At 58.4% G+C, this 23,579-nt stretch carries 21 protein-coding genes; 8 read left to right on the forward strand and 13 right to left on the reverse strand.

Annotated elements, in window-relative coordinates; all coding sequences use genetic code 11:
- Positions 1-8: 8 nt before the first annotated feature.
- Positions 9-530, reverse strand: a complete 522-nt coding sequence (gene gloA, locus F8N66_RS13260) for a lactoylglutathione lyase (RefSeq protein WP_150770590.1) — start codon at positions 528-530, stop codon at positions 9-11.
- A gap of 144 nt (positions 531-674) precedes the next feature.
- On the opposite strand from gloA, the gene F8N66_RS13265 reads away from it, so the two are divergent.
- Entirely contained in the window at positions 675-1,199 is a 525-nt protein-coding gene (locus F8N66_RS13265) for a DUF4946 domain-containing protein (protein WP_150770921.1), read from the forward strand.
- Between the two features lie 174 nt (positions 1,200-1,373).
- Here the strand turns inward: F8N66_RS13265 and F8N66_RS13270 are convergent, their stop codons facing one another.
- The 3 genes from F8N66_RS13270 to F8N66_RS13280 all read right to left on the reverse strand — a co-directional run bounded on the left by F8N66_RS13270 (position 1,374) and on the right by F8N66_RS13280 (position 4,491).
- Entirely contained in the window at positions 1,374-1,739 is a 366-nt protein-coding gene (locus F8N66_RS13270; protein WP_150770591.1) for a histone-like nucleoid-structuring protein, MvaT/MvaU family, read from the reverse strand.
- A 234-nt stretch (positions 1,740-1,973) separates the two neighbouring features.
- A complete protein-coding gene (locus F8N66_RS13275) occupies positions 1,974-3,506 on the reverse strand; it encodes an EAL domain-containing protein (RefSeq protein WP_150770592.1) in 1,533 nt (510 codons plus the stop codon).
- A 112-nt stretch (positions 3,507-3,618) separates the two neighbouring features.
- Complete coding sequence (locus tag F8N66_RS13280) at positions 3,619-4,491, reverse strand: LysR family transcriptional regulator (RefSeq protein ID WP_150770593.1); 873 nt, start codon at positions 4,489-4,491, stop codon at positions 3,619-3,621.
- A gap of 78 nt (positions 4,492-4,569) precedes the next feature.
- Here F8N66_RS13280 and F8N66_RS13285 point away from each other — a divergent pair, with 78 nt between their 5' ends.
- Positions 4,570-5,517: a DMT family transporter gene (locus F8N66_RS13285; protein WP_150770594.1), complete on the forward strand. Its 948-nt coding sequence runs from the start codon at positions 4,570-4,572 to the stop codon at positions 5,515-5,517.
- 246 nt (positions 5,518-5,763) lie between these two features.
- Positions 5,764-6,840, forward strand: a complete 1,077-nt coding sequence (gene hppD / locus F8N66_RS13290) for a 4-hydroxyphenylpyruvate dioxygenase (RefSeq protein ID WP_150770595.1) — start codon at positions 5,764-5,766, stop codon at positions 6,838-6,840.
- A gap of 124 nt (positions 6,841-6,964) precedes the next feature.
- Here the strand turns inward: hppD and rarD are convergent, their stop codons facing one another.
- From rarD to F8N66_RS13325, 5 genes are all read right to left on the reverse strand, one after another.
- The gene (gene rarD / locus F8N66_RS13300) at positions 6,965-7,846 is read right to left on the reverse strand and encodes an EamA family transporter RarD (protein WP_150770596.1); all 882 of its coding nucleotides are present in this window, start codon (positions 7,844-7,846) and stop codon (positions 6,965-6,967) included.
- Positions 7,847-8,051: 205 nt separating this feature from the next.
- Complete coding sequence (locus F8N66_RS13310) at positions 8,052-9,065, reverse strand: aldo/keto reductase (protein WP_150770597.1); 1,014 nt, start codon at positions 9,063-9,065, stop codon at positions 8,052-8,054.
- Between the two features lie 33 nt (positions 9,066-9,098).
- Positions 9,099-10,166: an NAD(P)/FAD-dependent oxidoreductase gene (locus F8N66_RS13315; RefSeq protein ID WP_150770598.1), complete on the reverse strand. Its 1,068-nt coding sequence runs from the start codon at positions 10,164-10,166 to the stop codon at positions 9,099-9,101.
- Complete coding sequence (locus F8N66_RS13320; RefSeq protein WP_150770599.1) at positions 10,153-12,318, reverse strand: hypothetical protein; 2,166 nt, start codon at positions 12,316-12,318, stop codon at positions 10,153-10,155. The genes F8N66_RS13315 and F8N66_RS13320 overlap by 14 nt, the downstream gene beginning before the upstream one ends.
- Before the next feature lie 181 nt (positions 12,319-12,499).
- Complete coding sequence (locus F8N66_RS13325) at positions 12,500-13,810, reverse strand: MFS transporter (protein ID WP_150770600.1); 1,311 nt, start codon at positions 13,808-13,810, stop codon at positions 12,500-12,502.
- A 160-nt stretch (positions 13,811-13,970) separates the two neighbouring features.
- Between F8N66_RS13325 and F8N66_RS13330 the strand changes: the two genes are divergently transcribed.
- Positions 13,971-15,080: a sugar diacid recognition domain-containing protein gene (locus F8N66_RS13330; protein ID WP_150770601.1), complete on the forward strand. Its 1,110-nt coding sequence runs from the start codon at positions 13,971-13,973 to the stop codon at positions 15,078-15,080.
- A 240-nt stretch (positions 15,081-15,320) separates the two neighbouring features.
- A complete protein-coding gene (locus tag F8N66_RS13335; RefSeq protein ID WP_150770602.1) occupies positions 15,321-16,457 on the forward strand; it encodes a glycerate kinase in 1,137 nt (378 codons plus the stop codon).
- Positions 16,458-16,611: 154 nt separating this feature from the next.
- Here F8N66_RS13335 and F8N66_RS13340 read toward each other — a convergent pair whose 3' ends face one another.
- On the reverse strand, positions 16,612-16,962 hold the full coding sequence (locus F8N66_RS13340) for a DUF6124 family protein (protein ID WP_150770603.1): 351 nt from the start codon (positions 16,960-16,962) through the stop codon (positions 16,612-16,614).
- A 979-nt stretch (positions 16,963-17,941) separates the two neighbouring features.
- Positions 17,942-18,322: a fimbrial protein gene (locus tag F8N66_RS13345; protein WP_150770604.1), complete on the reverse strand. Its 381-nt coding sequence runs from the start codon at positions 18,320-18,322 to the stop codon at positions 17,942-17,944.
- A gap of 40 nt (positions 18,323-18,362) precedes the next feature.
- Between F8N66_RS13345 and F8N66_RS13350 the strand changes: the two genes are divergently transcribed.
- Positions 18,363-19,883 (forward strand): RHS repeat domain-containing protein, encoded by a 1,521-nt coding sequence (locus F8N66_RS13350; protein WP_150770605.1) that lies wholly within the window; start codon positions 18,363-18,365, stop codon positions 19,881-19,883.
- Positions 19,883-20,692 carry an RHS repeat-associated core domain-containing protein gene (locus F8N66_RS13355; protein ID WP_150770606.1) on the forward strand — a complete coding sequence of 270 codons (810 nt, stop codon included), beginning with the start codon at positions 19,883-19,885 and terminating at the stop codon, positions 20,690-20,692. Before F8N66_RS13350 ends, F8N66_RS13355 begins: the two co-directional genes overlap by 1 nt.
- 25 nt (positions 20,693-20,717) lie before the next feature.
- Here F8N66_RS13355 and F8N66_RS13360 read toward each other — a convergent pair whose 3' ends face one another.
- Together F8N66_RS13360 and F8N66_RS13365 are read right to left on the reverse strand one after the other, a co-directional pair.
- A complete protein-coding gene (locus tag F8N66_RS13360; protein ID WP_150770607.1) occupies positions 20,718-21,461 on the reverse strand; it encodes a response regulator transcription factor in 744 nt (247 codons plus the stop codon).
- 52 nt (positions 21,462-21,513) lie between these two features.
- The gene (locus F8N66_RS13365) at positions 21,514-21,795 is read right to left on the reverse strand and encodes a helix-turn-helix transcriptional regulator (protein ID WP_150770608.1); all 282 of its coding nucleotides are present in this window, start codon (positions 21,793-21,795) and stop codon (positions 21,514-21,516) included.
- 463 nt (positions 21,796-22,258) lie between these two features.
- On the opposite strand from F8N66_RS13365, the gene F8N66_RS13370 reads away from it, so the two are divergent.
- Positions 22,259-23,452 (forward strand): pyridoxal phosphate-dependent aminotransferase, encoded by a 1,194-nt coding sequence (locus tag F8N66_RS13370; RefSeq protein ID WP_150770609.1) that lies wholly within the window; start codon positions 22,259-22,261, stop codon positions 23,450-23,452.
- Positions 23,453-23,579 lie beyond the last annotated feature (127 nt).

The following is a 23,579-nucleotide window of genomic DNA, read 5'->3' on the forward strand; positions in this document are numbered from 1 at the left end:
GCGATCTTTTACAGCGGCGCGGGCTGGATGATTTCCACCCAGTAAGCATCCGGATCCTTGATGAACGCCAGGCTCTTCATGCGGCCATCATTCAGGCGTTTCTGGAAGTCGCAGCCCAGTGCCTCGAAGCGCTCGCACGCGGCGACGATGTCCGGCACCGAGATGCAAATGTGGCCAAAGCCGCGTGGGTCGGTGTTGCCGTTGTGGTAGGCGAAGTCCGGGTCGTTCTCGGTGCCGTGGTTGTGGGTCAGTTCGAGGATGCCAGGGATCGATTTCATCCACTCGGTGCGCGCGGCGGCGTCGGCCGGGACCTGGTCCTTATCGACCAGTGCGAGGAAGTACAGGCTGAATTCGGCTTCCGGGAAGTCGCGCTTTTCCACCAGCGTAAAACCGAGGATGCGCGTGTAGAAATCCAGGGACTTGGTGATGTCCTTCACACGCAACATGGTGTGGTTGAAGACAAACTTATGCGTCGCCGCGTCGGGTTGTGCGGTGACGCCGGGGAAGGTGTTCAGTTCGTGCAGGCTCATGGGCCCTCCGGAAAATAAGTGGGGCTGACGATGACGGCCATGATACGCAAGGGCTCGGACATCACCAAACCCTAAGCGACCACTATTGCCTGAACGCTTGCCTGGGCTCAGACTTTACGGCTCCAAACCTGAGTGTGCATGGCAATGATTCGATTCGGTAAACCGGCGTTCATCCTGGTGGGCATGCTGTGTGCAGTTGCCATCGCTCACGCCGAGGCGCCGGTCATGACCTGGCCCGCCGGCTGGCAGGTTGAAGAGGTTGCACAGGGCGATGGCGCTTCCGGGGTTTCCCGCCAGCGCGCGGTGAAAAACGATGAGGGCGGCACGCCGGTGATGGTCATGGAATTGACCATGTCCCAGGTGCAAAGCGGTCATCAGGTGAATCTGGAAGGTGTACTGCTGGAGATGCGCAAGTCGGTGCAGAAAGACTTCTTTCAAGGTGGTTATCAAAGTGTTTGCAACCGGATTCATCCGACTACCTTGAGCCGTTTATCGGCGCTGGAAACCACCTGCACCATCACGCAAAACGGTCGTCACGTGCTGTCTCAAACATTGGTTGCTGCCGTGGATGCCGATAAGGCCTACGTTCTTTCCTATGCGGGACAGGCCGAGGCTTATAAAGCCAGCCAGGATGAAATAGAAGCGGCTCGTAACGCGTTGAAACTTTAAACAAGACTTTAGTAGCTGCAGGCTTTGCGGCGAGTGGCGAAATGTTTAGATACCCAAATGGATTAAGTACAAAGTTAGTCGGCAAGTAGCGAGTTGCTCGCTGAATATCGTTGCATTTAGAGGGTATTCATGAAAAAGCCCTGCATTGGCAGGGCTTTTTTATAACGCGAGTGCTTAGCCGCGCAGCCAGGAATCCACGGTGCCGGCACCGTACTGTTCCTTCCAGGCCTTCAGGCCGCGATGGTTGCCACCCTTGGTTTCAATCAGTTCACCCGTGTGCGGATTCTGATAAACCTTGACCACGCGAGCGCGGCGGGTTTTAGGTGCCGCGGCTTGTTGCAGGCCGGATTTTGCCGGATTCGGGTCGAGGATGGCGATGATGTCACGCAGGCTCTTGCCGTAGGTTTTCATCAGCCCCTGGAGCTTTTCTTCGAATTCGATTTCTTTCTTGAGCCCGGCATCGTTCTTCAGCGACTCAAGCTGCTTGAGCTGTTCTTGAAGGGCCTTTTCAGCTGCACGAAATTCAGCGAGTCTGGACAATATCTTTACTCCAATAGTGTGTTTGGCTGAAACCAACCGCAAACAAAGCTACAAGCCAGGAGCCTTGAAGCGACTCGGTGATTAGTGGCTCACCTGCCAAATTACGGCAGGCATGAAAAATTGTAGTAGTTAATGGCCCAAGAGTAAATCATGTCTTTTTTTTCATGTAACTAGAGCAGTGTTTTGATTCAAAAGGGTGCAGGGTATCGCCATCTCGTCGCCGCAAATCTCTAGTTAATGGTCACTTAATGCACTAATGAACTCCGCGCCAGGCATCGGTCGTCCGAACAGATAGCCTTGCAGGAAGTTCACCTTGTGCGCAGTCAGGTAATCACTTTGTGCCTGGGTTTCCACACCTTCGGCCACCATGGCCATATCGAGTTTGATTGCAAGTTCGATGATGGTGTCCAGGATGTGGCTGGACAGTGTGTCGATGCCGATCATCGCGACGAAGCTCTGATCGATTTTCAGGAAATCGGCATTGAATTGACGCAAGTACCCGAGACTGGAGTGACCGGTGCCGAAGTCGTCAATGGCGATCAACACGCCCAGGTCGTGCATCTGCTCGAACAGTTGGTGGGTAATGGCCGTGGGTTCGATCAGTTCGCGCTCGGTCAACTCAAGCACCAGGTGGATCGAGCCCGGGACGAAAGCCGCCAGGAACTCGCGGCAATCCTTGACCAGCTCAAAGTCCTGGCAATGGCTGGCGGTGATGTTGATACCAATGTGGAAGGGCTCCTGGAACGAACCGGACAGCGGCGCGAGCAACGCGGCGGTCTGCTGCATCACGGAGCGGGTCATGGGCACGATCAACCCGGAATGTTCGGCAAAGGGGATGAACAGCTCGGGGCGCACCAGGCCTTCTTTCGGATGATTCCAGCGCATCAGCACCTCGATGCCCGAGACCTTTTTGCTGTCGCCATGCACGACTGCCTGGAAATACGGCACGAACTCCGCCGCTTCCAGCGCACGCTTCATTTCATGGGTCGGTGAAGATGAACGCTTCTGCAGTAAGTAGCCGATCAGGCCGGACACCGCGCCGAAAAAGATCAGCAAACTGAACAGCGCCGGGTATTCGCTGCTCATGTAGCGCCAGGTTTCACCTTCGGGAAAACCGGCCTTTACACCAAAGGCATAGCGCGAAGAGTCGAGTGTGCTTGGCGCCACCGCAAAGTCCGGCGCGGTACCTTGGTGAAACTGGCCGTCGGCGGACAACCATTCGGAGCCAACTTGCAGCACCAGCAAGGTGTGGCTACCGATCATGCGCAATACGTTGCTCAGGTGGTAACCATCCAGAGTGCTCATCGCGCCGCGTTTGCCTTCGCCCAGCCGATACACCAGCAAGGCCGTGTCAGGCGTGACCGGGTTGCCTTTCATCAGCTGCAGGCGGCCGCCGGCATAGTCGCCGGAGGCGATCTTTTCGTGAAAGTCGCCAAACAGCGAGCTGCAATAAATGGTGTCGTCCCAGACCAGGTTGGTCGAACGCACGAACGGTCGCCGGGTGACTTGTTCGCGCAAGGCCAGGTTGACATCGATGCAACTTTGTCCGGCCAGCGGCAGCAGTTCGCGCGCCGCCTGGGCGGTGTTGTCGAGCATCAGTTCGAACTGGCGGATGGCCTCTTCGGCGGTGTGTTCAGTGCTTTGCTGGAGTGCCCGCCCAGCCTGCATATAAAGGATGCCAACGCCCAGCACGACCGGGAGCAATCCACTGGCGAGGGTCACAGCCATCCTGATGCTGCGTTTGCGGGTCTTGGCTTTCAGTGGCATTCGCGAAACCTGTAACGATGAAAGAGGGCTCTCAAATGCTGGCGGCGGGGAACGCCCTCCAAAAAGAACTCAGAATGGATCCATGATAGTTGGCCGCTGCCAATTGCGCCGCTCATCGGTAGTCAAGCCGTCGGGCGAGGTCAAAGAAAGCCAATGCCGCCGGTGATGCCTGGCGCCGGTCGAGCAGCGCCAGGCCGACCTGTCGGGCGACGGCGGGCGACAGGTTCTTTTTCACGTAGCGGCCCTCGTCGTGCGCGGGCAGCGAGCCTTCGGCGACCACCGTCAATGCATCGCCGCGACTCACCGTATCCAGGGTGCTCAGCAGTTGCGAGCAGCGAAAGCGGATGTTGGGCGTCAGCCGGGCTGCGTTGAACAACCGTGACACCAGTTCGGACGAGCCGGCTTCGGTCAATACAAAAGGGTCATGGCACAAGTCACTCAAACTGACGCTTGGCTCAGTCGCCAGCGGATGATTGAGCGGCAGCAGCGCGACCATCCGGTCTTCAATCAGCGCCACCGTGTCGAAACGTTCGTCCGGCAGCACCACAAAGCCGATATCGATGCGCCGTTCTTCCAGCCACTGGATCACCTGGCGATCCGGGCCTTCATCAATGTGCACCTCGATGCCCGGATGCGCCGCGCGGTATTGCGCCAGGATCAAGGGCAGCAGCTTGATTGACGAAGTCGGGCCGAACGAGCCGATGCGCAATGTCCCGCGCTTCATGCCCCGGGCATCCGCCGCTTCCTGGCGCAAGGTATTGGCCAGGCCGAGCATGGCCCGGGCGCGCAGCAGCAACTGTTGGCCGATGTCGCTCAGTTCAACCCGGGATTGATGGCGATGCAGCAGCTCGACACCCAGTTCCTGTTCCAGGGATTTCAACGCGTGAGAGACCGCCGATTGACTGATCCCCAACCGATTGGCCGCCAAAGTGAATCCGCGCAACTCGGCGACGGTGGAAAAGATCTCCAGTTGAGTGAGGGTCATGAGTGAATGCTCATTTTACGATGACTAAGTATTAGTTTAATCATACGTCATCCGATCGATAAGCAATCCTGGGGACTTATGACAACGTGTGAGAAGAGCCTGACCCATGCCGCCAGTCTGCCGGTTTACCTGAAGCTGGCGGCGGTCACGGTGATCTGGGGCGGGACTTTCGTGGCGGGGCGGTATCTGGCTGACAGCCTCAGCCCGTTGTTGGCCGCCAGCCTGCGGTTTCTCCTGGCCAGCGCCGCGTTGTTGCTTTTTTTATTGCTGGCCCGCGTACCGCTGGTGCGTCCAGGTCGCAGGCAATGGTTGCAACTGGCACTACTGGGCTTTTTCGGGATCTTCTTTTACAACCTCTGTTTCTTTTACGGCCTGCACTACATCAACGCCTCTCGGGCGTCGTTGATCGTGGCGCTCAACCCGGCAGTGATCGGGCTGGCCTCCTGGCTGCTGTTCAAGGAGCGTTTGAGTCGGGCGAAAGTTGTGGGCATCGCCCTCTGCATTGGCGGCGCCAGCCTGGTGATCGTCAGCCGTAACCCGACATTGCTTGTGGGCCATGCCGATGCCTGGGTCGGTGATTTACTGATTGGCGGCTGCGTGTTGGGCTGGGGCATTTATTCGCTGTGTTCCCGGGAGCTGAACCAAAGCCTGGGACCGGTGCAGACGGTGACGTATTCGATTCTGCTGGGCACGGCGATGCTCTGGCTCACCTGCGCCATTCGCGGCGAGTTGAACCTGGCGGCACTCACCAGCCTCGGCTCGCCACAGTGGCTGAGCCTGATGTACCTGGGCGTGCTCGGCTCGGCGCTGGCCTACATCGGCTATTACGACGGCATCCGCACAATCGGCGCGACCCGTTCCGGCGTGTTCATCGCCCTGAACCCCTTGACCGCCGTGCTCATGGGCGCGCTGCTGCTGGGTGAACAATTGACCCTGGCCATGGGGGTGGGAGGAGGGCTGATCCTGGCGGGGATTTTCCTGTGCAACAAACCCCTTGCGTCCGTGGGAAAAAAGCGGATTTTATAGAGAAGGCGGACAAACTGATTTACGCTGTGTAGAATCAGGTTACGCATATAAGAATAAACGTCTTCTGGCAGCAGAAGCCTCGCCCGCAAGAGCCTTGGGTCGACAATGAAGAGTTTTGGGTTTCAACTGATCTACGGTGACTTTCTCGCCCGCAGCGTGCGGGGCATCTCCTGCGCGCCACCCACCGGTCTCAGCATTGCTAGCAACTAACCTTTGTTAATTGATAAGAATGATGAGGCGCCAACCATGGCAGATTTATACGAAAACCCAATGGGCCTGATGGGCTTCGAGTTCATCGAATTCGCATCGCCAACACCGAACACCCTGGAGCCGATCTTCCAGATCATGGGCTTCACCAAGGTCGCGACCCACCGTTCCAAAGACGTGCACCTGTACCGCCAGGGCGCGATCAACCTGATCCTCAACAACGAACCGCACAGTGTGGCCTCGTACTTCGCGGCCGAGCACGGTCCGTCGGTGTGCGGCATGGCGTTCCGGGTCAAGGATTCGCAAAAGGCCTACAAGCGCGCCCTGGAACTCGGCGCGCAGCCGATTCACATCGAGACCGGCCCGATGGAGCTGCACCTGCCAGCGATCAAAGGCATCGGTGGCGCGCCGCTGTACCTGATCGACCGTTTCGGCGAAGGCAGCTCGATCTATGACATCGATTTCGTGTACCTCGAAGGTGTTGACCGCAACCCGGTCGGTGCCGGCCTGAAGATCATCGACCACCTGACGCACAACGTGTATCGCGGTCGCATGGCTTACTGGGCGAATTTCTACGAGAAGCTGTTCAACTTCCGTGAGATTCGTTACTTCGACATCAAGGGCGAGTACACCGGCCTGACCTCCAAGGCCATGACCGCGCCGGACGGCATGATCCGCATCCCCTTGAACGAAGAATCGTCCAAGGGTGCCGGGCAGATCGAAGAGTTCCTGATGCAGTTCAATGGCGAAGGCATCCAGCACGTCGCGTTCCTGGCCGACGACCTGGTCAAGACCTGGGATCACCTGAAAAGCATCGGCATGCGCTTCATGACCGCGCCGCCAGATACCTACTATGAAATGCTCGAAGGCCGCTTGCCAAACCACGGCGAGCCGGTCGGCGAACTGCAGGCACGGGGCATCCTGCTGGACGGCTCCTCCGAGTCGGGCGACAAGCGCCTGCTGCTGCAGATCTTCTCGGAAACCCTGATGGGCCCGGTGTTCTTCGAGTTCATCCAGCGCAAAGGCGACGATGGTTTCGGTGAAGGCAACTTCAAGGCGTTGTTCGAGTCGATCGAGCGTGATCAGGTGCGTCGTGGCGTGCTTGCCACCGAATAATCCGATCTACCGCTAAAAACTGTGGGAGCGGGCTTGCTCGCGAAAGCGGAATGTCAGTTGGCAGAAATGTCGTCTGACACTCAGCTTTCGCGAGCAAGCCCGCTCCCACATTTATTTTGTATGTTTAAGGTCTGCGATGACGCATCAGGTGCTTGAACCCTTCAAACACCAACACCAGCACCGCCATCCAGATCGGAATGTAGGTCAGCCACTCCCCGGGCTTGATGCTTTCCCCCAGCAGCAACGCCACGCCGAGCAACAGCACCGGCTCCACATAACTCAACAAACCGAACAGGCTGAACGGCAGCAAGCGACTGGCGATGATGTAGACCACCAGCGCCGAGGCGCTGATCAGGCCGAGCAGCGGGATCAGCCAGGCCAAGGCCGGGTGTTGATCGAACACGCCGAAGCCTTGTTCGCCACCGTAGACGAACCAGAACGCGACCGGCAGCATCAGGGTCATGTCCACCCAGAGGCCGCCGAGGTTGTCGGTCTTCAGCCATTTGCGCACCACGAAATACAGCGGATAGCCCACGACCACCACCAGGGTCGCCCAGGAGAATCCGCCGACCTGATACAACTCATTGACCACGCCGAGGCTGGCGAAGAACACCGCGACCTTTTGCAGGTACGACAGCCGTTCACCGTAGGCCAGGCGCCCGGTCAGGACCATGGCCAGCGGCAACAGGAAATAGCCCAGCGACACATCCAGGCTGTAGCCGTTGAGCGGCGCCCACATGAATAGCCAGAGTTGCACGCCCAGCAGCGCCGCCGAGACGACCAGGACGCCAATCAATTTGGGTTGGGCGCTGAACCGGCGCACCAGGCCGACCACACGCCGCCATTCGCCGGACACCAGCATGAACACCGTCATGCACGGTACGGTCAGAAGCATGCGCCAGCCGAAAATCTCCACGCCGCTCAAGGGGCTGAGCAGCGAAGTGTAGTAATACATGACGGCAAACAGCACCGAGGCTGAAACCGATAGAGCGATACCTTTTGACAAGCTGTCCTCGCGAAGTCGAACGTGAAACGGGGTGCGGAGGATACGTGGTTTTTGTTGTGAATATTGTCCGGATGATCAGAATTTTCAACATCCCGAAAGCACCCGAAGTCCTGTGGGAGCGGGCTTGCTCGCGAAAGCGGACTGACATTCAACATTGATGTTGACTGACCAACCGCCTTCGCGAGCAAGCCCGCTCCCACTTTTTTCAGGTGTTGTGGGGTTTACGACCCGAGACAAAATGGCTCACATCATTGAACCCCGGCGTCGACGCGTGCCCCGGTGTCACCAGCGAGTCGATGAAGGCCTCATCCTCGACCGTGATCTTCACCGACTGCGCCTTAGTGTAGGCGTCCCACTGGGCTTCGGTGCGGGGGCCGACGATGGCCGAGGTGACGGCGGCGTTGTTCAGCACCCAGGCGATGGCGAACTCAACGATGCCCACGCCGCGATCCTGGGTGTATTGCTGGATTTGCTGGGCAATACGCAGAGATTCCACGCGCCATTCGGTTTCCAGGATGCGCTTGTCGGCGCGCCCGGCACGGCTGTTGGCATCCGGCGTCACATCCGGCGCGTATTTGCCGCTGAGCACGCCACGCGCCAGCGGGCTGTAAGGCACCACGCCCAGGCCGTAGCTTTGTGCGGCGGTGATCTGCTCGGTTTCCGCCTGGCGATTGACGATGTTGTACAGCGGCTGGCTGATCACCGGTTTGTCGACGCCCAGTTTTTCCGCCGCGCGAATCACCTCGGCGATGCGCCAGCCCCGGTAATTCGACAACCCCCAATAGCGGATCTTGCCCTGGCGGATCAGATCGCCGATGGCCGACACCGTGACCTCCAGTGGGGTGTTGTGGTCTTCGCGGTGCAGGTAATAGATGTCGAGATAATCCGTGCCCAGGCGTGTCAGGCTGGCGTCGATGCCGTTGAAGATGTGTTTGCGGCTCAAACCGCTGCGGTTCGGCACACCGTCCACCGGACCGAAACCCACCTTGCTCGCCAGCACCCATTCATGGCGGTGAGCGGCAATCGCTTCACCGACGATTTCCTCGGAGCGGCCGTGGGTGTAGACGTCGGCGGTGTCGATGAAATTGATGCCCTGGTCCCAGGCCTTGTCGATGATGCGCAGGGACTCTTCCGTGCCGGTCTGTTCGCCGAACATCATGGTGCCCAGGGTCAGGGTGGAAACCTGCAGGCCCGAATGGCCCAGCGTGCGGTAGCTCATGGAGAAGTCCTTTTGCCGGAGGGAAAGACCCCATCAGATACCAGAAACGTCCTGCGTATCAAAATGAAATATCGGCGCGCTGGTCAGCCAGTCAGGGGGGAGCGGGTGCATGGCATAAAGATCACGCAGCTTTTTCATGTCCCGCACGAACCAATGGTTCAACCAGTGGCGGTACTGGTTCAGGATCGAGTGCTGGTGTCTGGGATGGGCAAGACATTCAACGGCGGCATGACCAGCCATCATCCCCGACATGATGGCCTTGAGCACGCCATGGGACGTTCCCGGATCAAGCACCGAAGCCGCGTCACCCACGATGAAATAACCCGCCCCGGCGCATTGCAGGCAGGCGCGCCACGTCACATCGGCGCCGCGTGCCTTGCCCAGATGATGCAGGTGCGCGAATGGCGCTGGCGGTTGCAGGTTCGACTGGCGACAATCGAAGTTCAAACGGGTCCAGGCGTAGCTGCTGGCGCCAATTCTAGCCAGCCAGTACCAGCCAGCCTTGTCGGCGATGATCGCGGGCGCGTCATCGCATACGGCATCTGTGCCCCGGGCATAACCGTAGGTTGCGAGCAAGGGCGGTGAATACGCGTCACGCTTGAGCGCCAGTTGCCGCGCCAGCCAACCCTTGGTGCCACTGGCGTCGATCAACCGGGCGCAATGGAATATCCCTCGCTCGGTCTCCACGCCGGCCACGGCGTTGTCTTTGAGGATGACCTTTGAGGCACGACAAGGTCGAACGACCTCTACACCGAGTGCCTGAGCGCGGTTGATCAACAGATTGTCCAGCAGCCGTCGTGGAATCTGAAAACCCTGCCATGGAGCATGGGGCTCACCGCCAAACCGGTTGAAGTGACGGGGCGCCCCCCAATGCACCCAATTACCGGCATGCCGGATGCAATCGCCCGCCAACGCCGGAAGATCAACGCCGAGCTGCTGCAACAACGGCTCGATCCCCGGCGGCAAAGTTTCGCCGGGGTGGTCCCGGCAAACCGCCGATTGATCCAGCAATGCCACGCTTAACCCCTGTTGGGCGCAATGAATCGCCGCTGCGCTGCCTGCCGGGCCGCCGCCAATGATCACCAGATCATGGCTGTACATGGAAATACGCTTGCCATGGAGACTGTTCGCGCTTGACCAGTGAAGCGGACGGGCAGACAAACAGATCCACCATTTCGATGACGACGACATGACGCTTGGTGAAGTCGTGGGCCGGTGTTGTCGTCTGATTGATGTCGCTTTTGTAGATTCGATAGCGGTGAACCGGTGCCGGCAGCACCATCCCTGTTGCCGACTCGGCCTGGTCGAGCTCAGCATCGGGCCGCAGGGTCTTAGTGAAAGAAAGAACGGACCAGCCATTTTTTTGCAGACGGGTGATGGCCCCGAGCGCCCTGAATGCGTTATGCATCGTCAGGATTCGCGCTTGGTAATCCGCGTCCGCTGTCTGGGCGAGGTGGTGCACCGACAGTAGGCCGGCGAGGGCATTTTTGGTGTAGTCGGTGAAAACGTAGTTTTGATATTCAACGACGTGATTGCCCTTGCCGAGGTCAATCAGTGTCGGCGAAGGGGTGCCGTCCCACGAACCTCTTTCCTGGTCCGTCAACGGTATGATCGAAATCCAGTCGTTGGTGGGTTCAAAGGCATTGGAGTTGTCTGGCGACACGGCGGCCCAAAAGCCGCCAATCGAAGCGCAAATCCGGATGTCTTCGGTAAAGGGGCAGCCCAGCTCGTGGGAGTTCAAGTGTGTGGGGTTGAACCCATTTCCACTGATATCCCAGCCGGGGCTGAAAAAGCCTCCTGCACCGAAGCCTATCCAGGTGTGACGTCGCGCGGAACCGACGCCAGCCATGTTGCACGGCGCGGCGTCGTCCAGGACATGCGAGACAACGGCCGCGATTCCCTTGTCGCCCGGCGGGAAGTGCCCTCCCTCCAGGTCGGGGTTGCCAGCCACTCGCCTGTCCGACAGCACCTTGAGGCTGGCACCGAAAAAAGGTTGGGGGAATGCTTGTCTGTCGCTCCAGTCAAGCAACGACCGCTGGGTGAGTTCCGGGTAGAAATCGGGGGCTGAGACCAGCGAGTAAGCCGCCACACTGTTCATCATGCCCGCCAGTTGCGGGCACGTCGCGAGGATCGATCCTTCGGCGGTGAAGTCACTGAAGTGAAGGGCGTTGTAACCGCCGTCCTTTACGATCTGCACCACATCAGGGTTCAGGTTCAGATCCTCGACGGAGCCATCTTTAGCCTGTCTGTAGCGTCGGTTAATGATGTAGCCGTTGTACTGAGGATTGGGCGGGATCGAGAAAAACAACGCTTGCCCCTCATGGACGGCTTCTTCCACCAGTCGAGGCCTGGGCACAGGGGACAACAAGCCTTCGCCGTACTCCTGTTCGTCTGCCCATTCAACCAGGCCATTTTTCAGGGTGAACGGTGGCTGGGAAAAGTCCGGTTGCCCGATCGTTGAAGCGGGGAACCTGAGATGAAAACGGCGGAGTTTTTCATTGATGTGATTCAGTACCAGGTCTACCTGCACATTCATCCCGGCGAGGCATTCAGGGCCGCTAAACAGTTTGTGCAGGGGCGCCCAGAAGGGCTCGTTTTCATCACCAGGCTGCACGGGCCACGGCCCAAAGCCAGGCGCATCCCCCGTTTTTTGCATAGCGATATAAGCGTAATAACGCGCCGGGGTGACGCAGATGGCTTTTGGGTCGTTGGCCACCCACGGCAAAAAACCGCGACGTGCCACGTCGTATCGCGCAGGTGCCGTTCCCACACGCGCAATGCCTGTTCGGGAGAAACACAGGTCGGCATGTTTTCGATGCCCGGTGTCGGGCGCCGGCTGGTACTGGGCGGCAAACACGACAATGGCCAATGGCGTACCGGCCCCGGCTTCCTGCTGAAGATCAGCCAGTGATGGCAACCGCAGGCCATAGACGTAATTCAACACCCGATCGATTTCCGCCGCACTCGGGAAGAGACGCAGCGGGTTGCCATTGGGGTCCGTGACGACATTGGGCGAGGCGAGCGCATGGTACAGAAGGCTGCGCGACGGGCTCGCGGCTTCAATGCCGCGTTGTCCGTGTGAAGAGAAATCCGCAAACCCCTCAAGGGTTCGATCCACGGATAACGTCTTGTTCAGTTCTGCCGCCAACGGGCGAGCCTTGATATCAAGCCCGTGGTGTAGCAGCAGCGCGTGCCAACCGTTGTCAGTTGCCAAGCGCGTACAAACAGCCTCGACGTCGTCGATCAGTGCCATGGGGTTGTCCTGCCTGAGTGAAGGTGTGCACACATACTCGGGCTGGCTTCCAGGGATTCAAGAGAGCCGATCCGGACAACGTTGTGACTTGAAGTGTCAGCCTAGGCGCGCAAACGTGCAAAATCGACTATCAAATCTACTAGGCGCGCCGTAGCCACCAGGCTCCGGCGCCCGGATGTCACTAGTTACGCAAGGTCCGCGTCATGCGCAATGCCAGCACGCTGCCGCAGACAATTAGCCCCGCCAGCAGATACAGCGCTGCATCGGTCGACCCGGTGCTGTCCTTGACCCAGCCCACCAGGTACGGGCTGAGGAAACCGGCCATCTGGCCCATGGAGTTGATCAGCGCCAGACCACCCGCAGCGGCGCCGGCACTCAATAGCGCAGTCGGCACCGGCCAGAACATCGGCAGGCCGGTGAGGGCGCCCATGGTGGCGATGGTCAGGCCGAGGATGGCGATGGCCGGGTGGGCGGCGAAGTTCACGGCGATCAACAGACCGGCAGCGCCCATCAGCATTGGCACCACCAAATGCCAGCGACGCTCCTTGCGCAGGTCCGCCGAACGGCCGACCAGCAACATGAACACCGCCGCCAGCAGGTACGGAATCGCGCTCAACCAGCCAATCACCAGGTTATCGCTGAAGCCCAGGTTTTTGATGATCGACGGCAGCCAGAAGTTGATCGCGTAGACGCCGCTCTGGATACAGAAATAGATCAGGCCGAAGGCCCAGATCGCCGGGTTCCTGAACACTGCTGCCAGTGAGTCTGTGGTGGTTTTCGGTTTGTTCGCCAGGTCCTCGGCGTGGTCGGCTTCCAGCACCGAACGCTCGAACGGCGTGAGCCATTTGGCGTTGGCATAGCTGTCGCTGAGCAGGAAATAGGCGAGGGCGCCGAGGATCACGGTCGGGATGCCTTGCAGCAGGAACATCCATTGCCAGCCGGCCAGGCCACCTTGGCCGGCGGCGAAGTGGTTGAGGATCCAGCCGGAAAACGGGCTGCCGAGCAAACCGGAAACAGGAATCGCCGACATGAACAGCGCCATGATGCGGCCACGGCGGAAGGTCGGGAACCACTGCGACAGATAGAGCACCACGCCGGGGAAGAACCCGGCTTCGGCCGCACCGGTGAACAGGCGCAAAGTGTAGAACTCGGTGGGCGTGGTGACGAACAGCAGGCAGGTCGACAGCGTGCCCCAGGTGATCATCATCAGCGCGATCCAGCGCCGTGGGCCGAATCGGGTCAGCGCCAGGTTGCTGGGTACGCCGCACAGCACGTAGCCGATGAAGAAGATCCCGGCCCCGAGGCCGTACACGGTTTCACTGAATTTCAAGGCGTCGAGCATCTGCAGCTTGGCAAATCCAACGTTCACCCGGTCGAGGTAGTTGAACAGGTAGCAGATGAAAATGAAGGGGATCAAACGCAGGGTAATGCGTTTGTAGACGGCATTTTTTTCGTCAACGATGGCCTGGGTAGCGGCGGCGCTCTGTGACATGGCGGGCTCTCTCTTTTTATGATTTTTTGCGATGCAAAGGGTAACGTTGATCGCCCTGTGAGTCTCGGCCACGCTTATGGCTGCTGTCTTTGTGCTTGAGCACAGGGTTTGCAATCAAGGCCTGTGCGGCTGAACAGTCACCTTTTCAAGGAACCCCGTCATGTTCGAACTCGATCACGACCTGGCCCAGGACATCGTCGACCGCGCGATGGCCATCCTGCCGTACAACGTCAACGTCATGGACAGCCAGGGCCTGATCCTCGGCAGCGGTGAGCCCGATCGGGTCAACACCCGCCATGAGGGCGCGCAACTGGTGCTGGCCAATGGGCGCGTGGTGGAGATCGACGCGCAGACCGCGATCCATCTCAAGGGCGTGCAACCGGGCATCAACCTGCCGCTGATGCTCGATCAGCGCCTGATCGGCGTGCTGGGCATCACCGGCGAACCCGACCAATTGCGCACCTACGCCGAGCTGGTGCGCATGACCGCCGAAATGCTGGTGGGCCAGCGCAATCAACAGGCCGAGCAGCAATGGCGGCGCCAGCGCTGCGATGACCTGCTGGCGTTGCTGCTCAGCGAAGGCGGGGATTCGCCCCGGTTGATCGACGAGGCGCAGCAGTTGGGGCTCAAGCCGCAGATGACGCGGGTACCGTACTTGTTCGAACTGGGTACGGAGCACGGGCCGGGGCAAACCGTCGAGGCGCTCAGTGCCTGGCTGACCAGCCGCTACCCCGACAGTTGGTGCGTGAGTTCGGCCAAGTCGTCGTTGTTGTGGTGTCGCCCGGCCAGCCAGGCTATCGAGAACGAACGCCTGCTGGAAAAACTCGAGGGTTTGCACTGGAACATCCTGCGCGTTGCCGTGGGCGGGCAGGCCGAAGGGCTGTCGGGTTTGCGGCGTTGCTATCGCCGGGTCGGCGACCTGCTGGCGTATGGGCGCGAAGTATTGCCCCAGTCACGCGTATTGACCCTCAACCGCTATCGGTTGCCGGTGATGCTCTGGCGCCATCGCAACGATGATGCGCTGGATGAACTGCTCAACCCCTTGCGCAAAGTGATCGCCAAGGACAATAACGGCCAACTGCTGGCGACCCTGCGCAGCTGGTGCGACCACGACGGCCAGAGCCAGGCGTGCGCCGACGCTTTGGGCATCCATCGCAACAGCCTGCGCTACCGTATGGAACGAATCGCCGAACTCAGCGGCGTCGACCCGTTGCGCCTCGATGGCATGCTCGCCCTCTACCTGGGCGTGCAACTGCTCCCCCATCCATAACCACCCTCCACCCCTGTAGGAGCGAGCATGCTCGCGATGGACGTCAACGATAACGCGCCCCTCCTGAATGAACGCGTTGCCCGGTCCTCCATCGCGAGCAGAGCTCGCTCCTACAGTGGATTGTGCAATCCCAGGGTTTTGTGGAAATGAACAATAATCCCCATAGCCACTTGTGCAGCGGACTGGCGTTATTGTTTTTGCCGACTGGCAGCATGGAGACATTGGAACAGGAGAATTCCCATGAAAATCGTGATTGCCCCCGACTCGTTCAAAGACAGCCTCAGCGCGCAGGGCGTGGCAGACGCCATTGCATTGGGGCTTCGAGAAGTCTGGCCCGATGCGCAATTGATCAAGTTCCCGATGGCCGATGGTGGCGAGGGGACAGTTGATTCAATCCTGGCGGCGTGCGGCGGGGAACGTCAGCGTCTGGAAGTTCGCGGTCCACTGGGTGAGCAGGCCAACGCGACATGGGGCTGGTTGCCCGACAGCCACACCGCGATCATCGAAATGGCCGAGGCCAGTGGCTTGCAATTGGTGCCGGTCGACAAGCGCGATGCGTGCATCAGCAGCACCTACGGCACCGGCGAGCTGATTCGCGCCGCCCTCGACGAAGGCGCACAGCGCATCATTCTGGCGATTGGCGGCAGCGCCACCAACGACGGCGGAGCAGGGGCGATGCAAGCCCTGGGCGTCAAACTGTTCGATGCCCAAGGCCAGCCATTGGCACCGGGCGGCCTCGCACTGGCTCAACTGTTTCGCATCGACCTGAGCGACATCGATCCGCGACTGGCCGACGTGCGATTCGACATTGCAGCCGACGTGAACAACCCGCTGTGCGGCCCCCACGGTGCCTCGGCGATTTTTGGTCCGCAAAAAGGTGCTTCACCGGAACAGGTTCAACTGCTGGATCACGCCCTCAGTCACTTCGCCGATCATTGCGCAAAAGCGCTGAACAAGGACGTGCGTGACGAACCGGGCAGTGGTGCGGCAGGCGGCCTGGGGTTTGCCGCCAAGGCGTTTCTGGGGGCACAGTTCAAGGCCGGTGTCGAGGTGGTGGCCGAACTGATCGGTCTGGAAGCAGACATCAAGGGCGCTGACCTGGTGATCACTGGCGAAGGCCGTTTCGACGCCCAGACCCTGCGTGGCAAAACCCCGTTTGGCGTCGCGCGTTTTGCCAAACAACAGGGCGTGCCGGTGATCGTCATCGCCGGCACCCTGGGCGAGGACTATCAGGCGCTGTACGCCCACGGCATTGATGCCGCGTTTGCCTTGGTGAGCGGGCCGATGACACTGGAGCAGGCCTGCAGCGACGCACCGCGTTTGTTGCGTGAGCGGGCGAGTGATATTGCGCGGGTGTGGCGCCTGGGATCACTGTAGGAAGGAGCTCTGCTCGCGATGGCGGCGGTTCAGCCAACATGGATGCCAACTGAACCACCGCAATCGCGAGCAAGCATTGCTCCCACAACGCGTCCTGCCTGAGCGATCGCGTTGTCTGGACCTCCATCGCGAGCAGAGCTCGCTCCTACAGTTTTTACGGTGGGTCTATCTGATCCAGTACCCGGTTGGCGGTGATCTCGGCCAGCATCACGCTGTTGGAAATCCCCAACAACGCATGGCGATCGCCACCCTCCAGATGATCGACCAACTGATGCACCATCACATCCACCGACGCCAGGGTCTCGACCAGGTAAACCATCAGGGTTTCGGTGGTGAGCGTCGGGTCGACGGTAAACAGGGTGCTGGGTGTGCGCGGTGTGGCTTTGATGTCGGCGGTGGAGGGGAAGTCGAGGGTACGCTCGGCGGCTTCGTTGAGTGTGTTTGAATCGGGTTCGTATGGAGAGGTCGGATCGGTGTCCGGGGGATTCGGTGTGACTTTGAACATACGCTTGCTTCCTGATTAGGTGCCCAGCCTCTTGCTGCTAAACGAGAGGGAGGCAGCTGTGCGCAGGTTAGCAGACCGGGGAAGCTAGCAAAGCCGGCGCGCCCGAAGGCGCCCTGCGCACAGCCACCATCGAGTGCAGGCATGGGAATGCCTGACTGACAGCGCTTGTGCAACTTGCTTACAACCCCGAGCTGCTAAACCCGATCACTGACAACCAGTGACGCGAATCAAGTTACCGAGTGGCCCCAAGGCGCACAAGCCGGCGGATTCTGGCGTAAGCGTAGGCAACGACGCAAGGGTTTGTAGCTTTCAAGAAACTGTCTTAAACGCGCTTAAACAAGTTGGTCGCAACAGTGTTAAGAGCCGAACTTGCGCTGTCTACACGCGGCAATCGGTGAGCTTTCACTGCGTGTGTATAAGTATCCACCTGTCAACTCTGACAGTATCGCAATTTGTAAAACTGCTGCCTAATTCGCCCAAGGCCCAAGCGGCCTCGCAGAGCGAAGGGGGAGTGATTGCCGTGCCCGACTGTATCGATCTGCCAGACAGACATGGAGCCATTGCGCTCGCGGTGGCTTGAACGATTCGAATGGGAGAGCGACATCATGGCAAGTGACGGCAGAAAGCAACCCCTTCTACCCTGGAGCCTGCGAGAGCCAGGGCGTGCCAAGGCGGATCCGTTTCCGTCCCCCGACGTGGCGCCCGTCACGCTACCGGGCAATCCGCCAGGGCTGTTTCCCAGGGCGTCACTCGATGCAGGTATCAATTTGTTTATTGACGTCTGGGACAATATAGGTCCTGTCTTATACAAGGTGACGTAACTTGCAAGGGTGGAGAAGTTCATCGTGGCCGAGCCCATGGGGCGCTGGTGGTACGCGCTGAAAGCGTTTCAGGCAATGGCCGAGGTGAGACGAGTTTACGAGTTGAATCAACTGAAGGTTCATCCGGACCAATTTTTGAAACCCGGGAAATTCAGGGTTCACACGCATAACAAGGCGAAATCGGGCGCCACGCTCTTGGCCAATGAAGGTGAGGAGGAGGGCGCAGTCCTTGTCTCACCGTTGATGAGCTGTTCTGTCTCGATATCTGCATTCAACTCCACAGGCGTCACTTCGTCACGCTTGAGCAACTGAATGCCCACACCTTTGGCACTGGATCCAGGTGTCAGGCTGAACACCCCGGGAATCGCCGGCGTGACGGGTAGTGATCCACCGGTGCCTTCGAAACGAATGTGTGCCTTGGCAATGTTGAGGTTCGCAGGGTCCGCGACACACGCGCGCAGGGTGATGTTGAACGGGACGGCGTTAGTGGTATAGCCGGGAGCGGTAAAGTCGGCCCGATCCCAATCCCCCAATTGCACGGGGTCTGCGCTGACCGTGTTACTGCCACAATGAGCCTGAATGACTGTACCGCTAAGCCCGACCCGAAAAGCCTTGCCTGCAATATCAGTGAGGGTGGCACTGAAAAGTTCCTGCGCAGTGAACGTTTGCGGGCCTGGAGCGATTGGCAGAACCACTTGGGAAACCGATGCCCGTGATGAAACCACGCTTTTTGAATACGATAACTTCGACCGATTAACCATTAATACACTTCCCGGCGGTGCCAAAGTCCAGCGTCATTACGCCGACCACAGCTCTGAAGACCTGCCAACAAAAATCAGTGTTGACGGAGTTGTACTGGGCGAACAGAGTTGGAATGGACTGGGTCTGTTAACGGACTCGACCACCGGCGGCCGCACGCAATACTTTACGTACAAGCCAGGGCAGACCCAGCCTGCCACTAAGACCAATGCTCGCAATCAAGTCATTGAATTCGAGTATGTTTCCCAACTGACGGACGAGCCTAGCGTTCGACGTTTGCCTGGTAAAACTCCCGCGACTTATCAGCGCGATGGTAAAAACGCGCGTCTGTTGAGTTGCGTGGAGGATGGCCTGGAACTCAAACGTCAGTACTTTTCGACCGGTGAAGTGAAGAGTGAAGAACGTGTCCAGGGTAACCAGTCCTGGGTCATGCATTATGATTTTAGTCGACAAGGTCTTTTACGGAGTTACACCGATGTATTGAAACAGACTCAGACGTTTGATTATAAAAAAAATAGCAATCAATTGCTGGGTACCGTTTTGGGTACAACTTCTTCGAATTTTACCTATGATAGCTTGGGGCAGACGCAAACCATCAGTACCCAGGACAGCGGCAGCAATCAATATGTAACTATCAGCCTGCACTACGACGGACTGGGCCGAGAAATAAAAAGGCAGTTCGATCTTAATGGCGTTATTCAAGTGCTCACCCAGGTTTATAACAAAGTCGACGCTCTGGTAGAAAGAACATTGACTGAAGGCCCAAACCAGACGTTGTTGCGTAAGGAAACCTACGATTACGATCCGCGTGGACGCCTGGTGCTTTACCAATGTGAGGGCACGCAACCGCCAGTAGACCCTTACGGTAAAGCCATTATCAGTCAACTGTTCAAGTTCGATGCGCTGGATAACATCACTCGCGTACAAACTACATCATCCGAAGGGGTCAATACTGCAGTCTATACCTACGATACGCTCGACCCCGTGCAGTTGAGTAAAGTGACCAATTCGGGTGTGCCCGGCTATCCTCCCGAAATACGGCTCTCGTATGACGCCGACGGCCATATGAAAGTCGATGAAGAAGGACGCAACCTGGAATACGACGAAGTGGGGCGGTTGAAGTCCGTCAGTGCCTTGCCTGGAGAAGCACCGAGTTATTATGGCTACAACCCGCTGGATACGCTGGCGGTGCACGACAATGGTAGCGTGAAAGTGCAGCGGTTCTATCAGGGGGATGAGCTGGCGAATCTGGTCGAGGATAACGACAACAACAATACCTTCGTACGTGGTGCTGGTGTATTGCTCGCAGAGCATCAGGAAGGTGCTGGAAAAAAGCCCTGATGCTGGGCGGTGACCAGAATAATAATGTGCTCAGTGAGGTCAGTGATGGCGTGCCCAATCGCATTCGCTTTACGGCCTACGGACATCGCAGTGCCGAGAAACCTGTGAGTACTCATATCGGTTACAACGGCATGCTCAGCGAAGGGCAGACTGGAGTGCAGCTTCTGGGTAACGGCTATCGGGCCTATAGCAGCGTGTTGATGAGGTTTCTTGGCTGGGATAGCTGGAGTCCTTTTGGGGAAGCGGGATTCAATGGCTATGGGTATGGTAAGGGAGACCCCATGAATGGAGACGATCCATCAGGGCACATGTTTAAGTATAGGATATATGGTCGACCTTCCTCACCAACTCCCAAGACCAGACCAGTGCCCCCTGGGATGGAAAGCCCCTCTGTAACGAAAAGTGGCGCGTTGACTCAGAAGGCTTCCGGATCAGGGTTAAATCGAGGTTCTGGACAACCGCGAACCAATCAACTCACAAAACAGGGTTCCGATTCGCGTCCTCCGACTCCTAAACCGGATTACGACGGTGCCTCCTCTGATTCAGAGGCAAGTCATTACACCCCCCGTGACCGAACCTCCTCTAACAAATCACCAACGGCTGACGAAGAGGCAACCAGGATATACAAGAGCAACCTGAACCACCCTCAAGAACCGTTGCCTGGTGGTACAGCAGGTCAACAGTCGAGGTCGCGTCGGATTGAGTCGAAAATAACACCGGCAAAGACGCAACAACAAATTCGCCAAGAAAGGGACGAAAATATCAAGAGGATAAGGAAGGAGCAGGGCAAAAGAATGCAAGACCAGTAAAGCATTCATCCCAGAGACTCAGGCGTCAAATATCAGTAGCTAACCCATTCACCCTGGCAAACTCCACCAACCCACCGTCATGGCCAAGTCCCAACTTGTCCATGGCGGTGCGTTTTTGCCGGCTGATGGTTTTTTCACTGCGATTCAACTGAGCGGCAATCTCTCGCCCCGACAAACCCTGGACAAACAGCCGCACCACCTCCAGCTCCCGCTCCGACAGGTTCACCGGCGGCGTGTCGACGCCACGAGGCGACAACGCCTGAGTTCGCAGGATGCTGGAAAAAGCAGGGCAGAGGTACTGACGTTGTTTGGCAACAGTCTGCACCGCGCGTTTCAATTCACTCATCGGGCTGCGTTTGTCAAACAAACCTCGAACACCTGTATTGAGCAGCGCCTGTAGCAGGGAAGGATTGCGCATCATCGTCATCACGATCAGCGGGATGTGACCAAAGTGACGTTGCAGGTAACCAATCAATGCCAGACCATCGGGAAAACTCCCGTAAGGCATTGAGTAGTCACTGATCAGCAAATCGCACGGTGTGTGCTTCATGTGATAGATCAATTCGTCTGGGGCGTTCGCTTGGGCGACCACCGAGTAAGTGCGCCCAAGGGCCATTTCGGCTCCCAACAGCACAACGGGATGATCATCGGCGAGGATGATGCGAAGCATCTGGTTCGGCCGGTGCCTGAGCGACACGGGCGCATCGTCACAGGCATCGTCGCAGGAATAATTGAATGGTGTGGATAGGGAGCGTTGTTCCATATTCATTAAGTGGCTCATCAGAAGTCTGCGACGCGCCGATCGCTGATGAACAGCCCGGTCAAGGTGATTGAATCAATCCTTGCTCCAGCGCCTTGACCAAGGCGATCCAGCGCGAATTCACACCGAATTTTCGGCGGATATTGTTGATGTGGTAATTAACACCAGCCTCGGTGCACTTGATGATCCGGGCGATTTCCCAGGACGACTTGCCGGCCTTGACCCACTCCAGCACCTCCCTTTCCCTGGCCGTGAGCGTGATCGCGCGGGGTTGTTCCTGCTGTAGCGCTGAATTAATCGGGGCTGGCGATGATTGATATGAAGCTGTTGTGGAGCGATACATAAGTGAATCTCCCATTCATCATCATTGACGGCGTGGGCGCGGCAGAATCTTCCTACTTCTCGATGGCATGGTTCGCGCGGCCGTCCTACAGGCACCTCAGTGAGGGCTGAAGGCACGGCTTCCTTATATCGCGATTTATCCGGCTTGGAACCTGTCACAAATTACAGGTGGGGGACTTTAATCAGACGTCGTTTAAAAGGCTGTCGGTGAAGGCGACCGAGTCTGTAGGATATGTCTCTGCGAATAATTCACCTGCAATTTCGCCACTAGTGCTCTGACTCATCGGGTGTTTTGCCTTCCATGAGTCGCAACAGGCCGGAAAAAATTGGCTCGGCCAAAAGGTTGTGCACGGCCGGTTCGCTATATACAGAGTGCCGACCGTTCGTCTACTTGAATGCCGTGCTGGCGTGTTGCGGGATTTGAGATAGGGTTTTGTCAGGATTTAGCGCGACAGGAGAATTTAATGCGCTACTCAGCCTTGACCCAACGAATCGCCGGCGATGGCGCCGCAGCCTGGCAAATTCATGATCGAGCGTTGCAATTGCGTGAGCAGGGCGTCGATGTGTTGCTGCTGTCGATTGGCGATCCCGATTTCGATACACCTCGTCCCATCGTTCAGGCAACCATCAACAGTCTGCTGGCGGGAAACACCCACTATTCTGAGGTTCGCGGCAGTCGTGGCCTGCGCGACAGCATCGCGCGGCGGCATCGAAAGCGCAGTGGGCAGACGGTGGATGCCGAACACGTGATCGTGATGCCTGGCGCGCAATGCGCGGTGTATTCGGTCGCGCAATGCTTGCTTGATCCCGGCGACGAAGTGATCGTCGCCGAGCCGATGTACGTCACCTACGAAGGCGTGATCGGTGCCTGCGGAGCGAAAGTGGTGGCTGTCCCGGTACGCCCGGAGAACGGTTTTCGGGTCGACCCGGCGGATGTCGTGCAACGTATAACGGCAAAAACCCGGGCAATTCTGCTCAACAGCCCTAACAATCCGTCAGGCGCCAATCTGACGCTGGCGGTCTGGCGGGAACTGGCGTCGTTGTGCGTTCGCCATGACCTCTGGCTGATCAGCGACGAGGTCTACGGCGACCTGTTGTACGAAGGTGAACACATCAGCCCGGCCAGCCTGCCGGGCATGGCCGAGCGCACTGCAACCATCAATAGCCTGTCCAAATCCCACGCCATGTGCGGCTGGCGAGTGGGCTGGGTAATCGGGCCCAAACCCTTGGCTGATCACCTGGTGCACCTGTCGTTGTGCATGCTGTTTGGCATTCCGGAATTCATCCAGCACGCGGCGCAACTGGCACTGGATGAGGATTTACCTGAAGTGGCGCTGATGCGTGAGGAGTATCGCCAGCGGCGTGACCTGGTGTGCGCCAGCCTGGAGCGGTGCCCGGGACTTCGGGCGATTCGTCCAGACGGCGGGATGTTCGTGATGGTCGATGTGCGCCAGACCGGGTTGAGCGCCCGACAGTTTGCCGAGCGCCTGCTGGAGGGTTACGGGGTATCGGTGCTGGCTGGAGAAGCCTTCGGGCCGAGTGCGGCGGGGCATATCCGGCTCGGTTTGGTGGTGGATCAACGGAAGCTGGCCGATGCTTGCCGACGAATTGCCCTCTGTGCGCTGGACCTGCTGGCGCTGCGCGAGCGAGTGGGTTGATTTCAAGCAACGCTCATTGTGTAGCCCGTAGCAGGGAATTCGCCCCGCGGCCACTAACAGTTCTGTCAGGTTGTGGACTCACTCAGTCAGGTGTTTAGTGGCTGTGTGACGTCTACTGGAAGGGCCT

Origin of the sequence: Pseudomonas fluorescens (assembly GCF_902498195.1) — a bacterium.
Classification (GTDB): domain Bacteria; phylum Pseudomonadota; class Gammaproteobacteria; order Pseudomonadales; family Pseudomonadaceae; genus Aquipseudomonas; species Aquipseudomonas fluorescens_BU.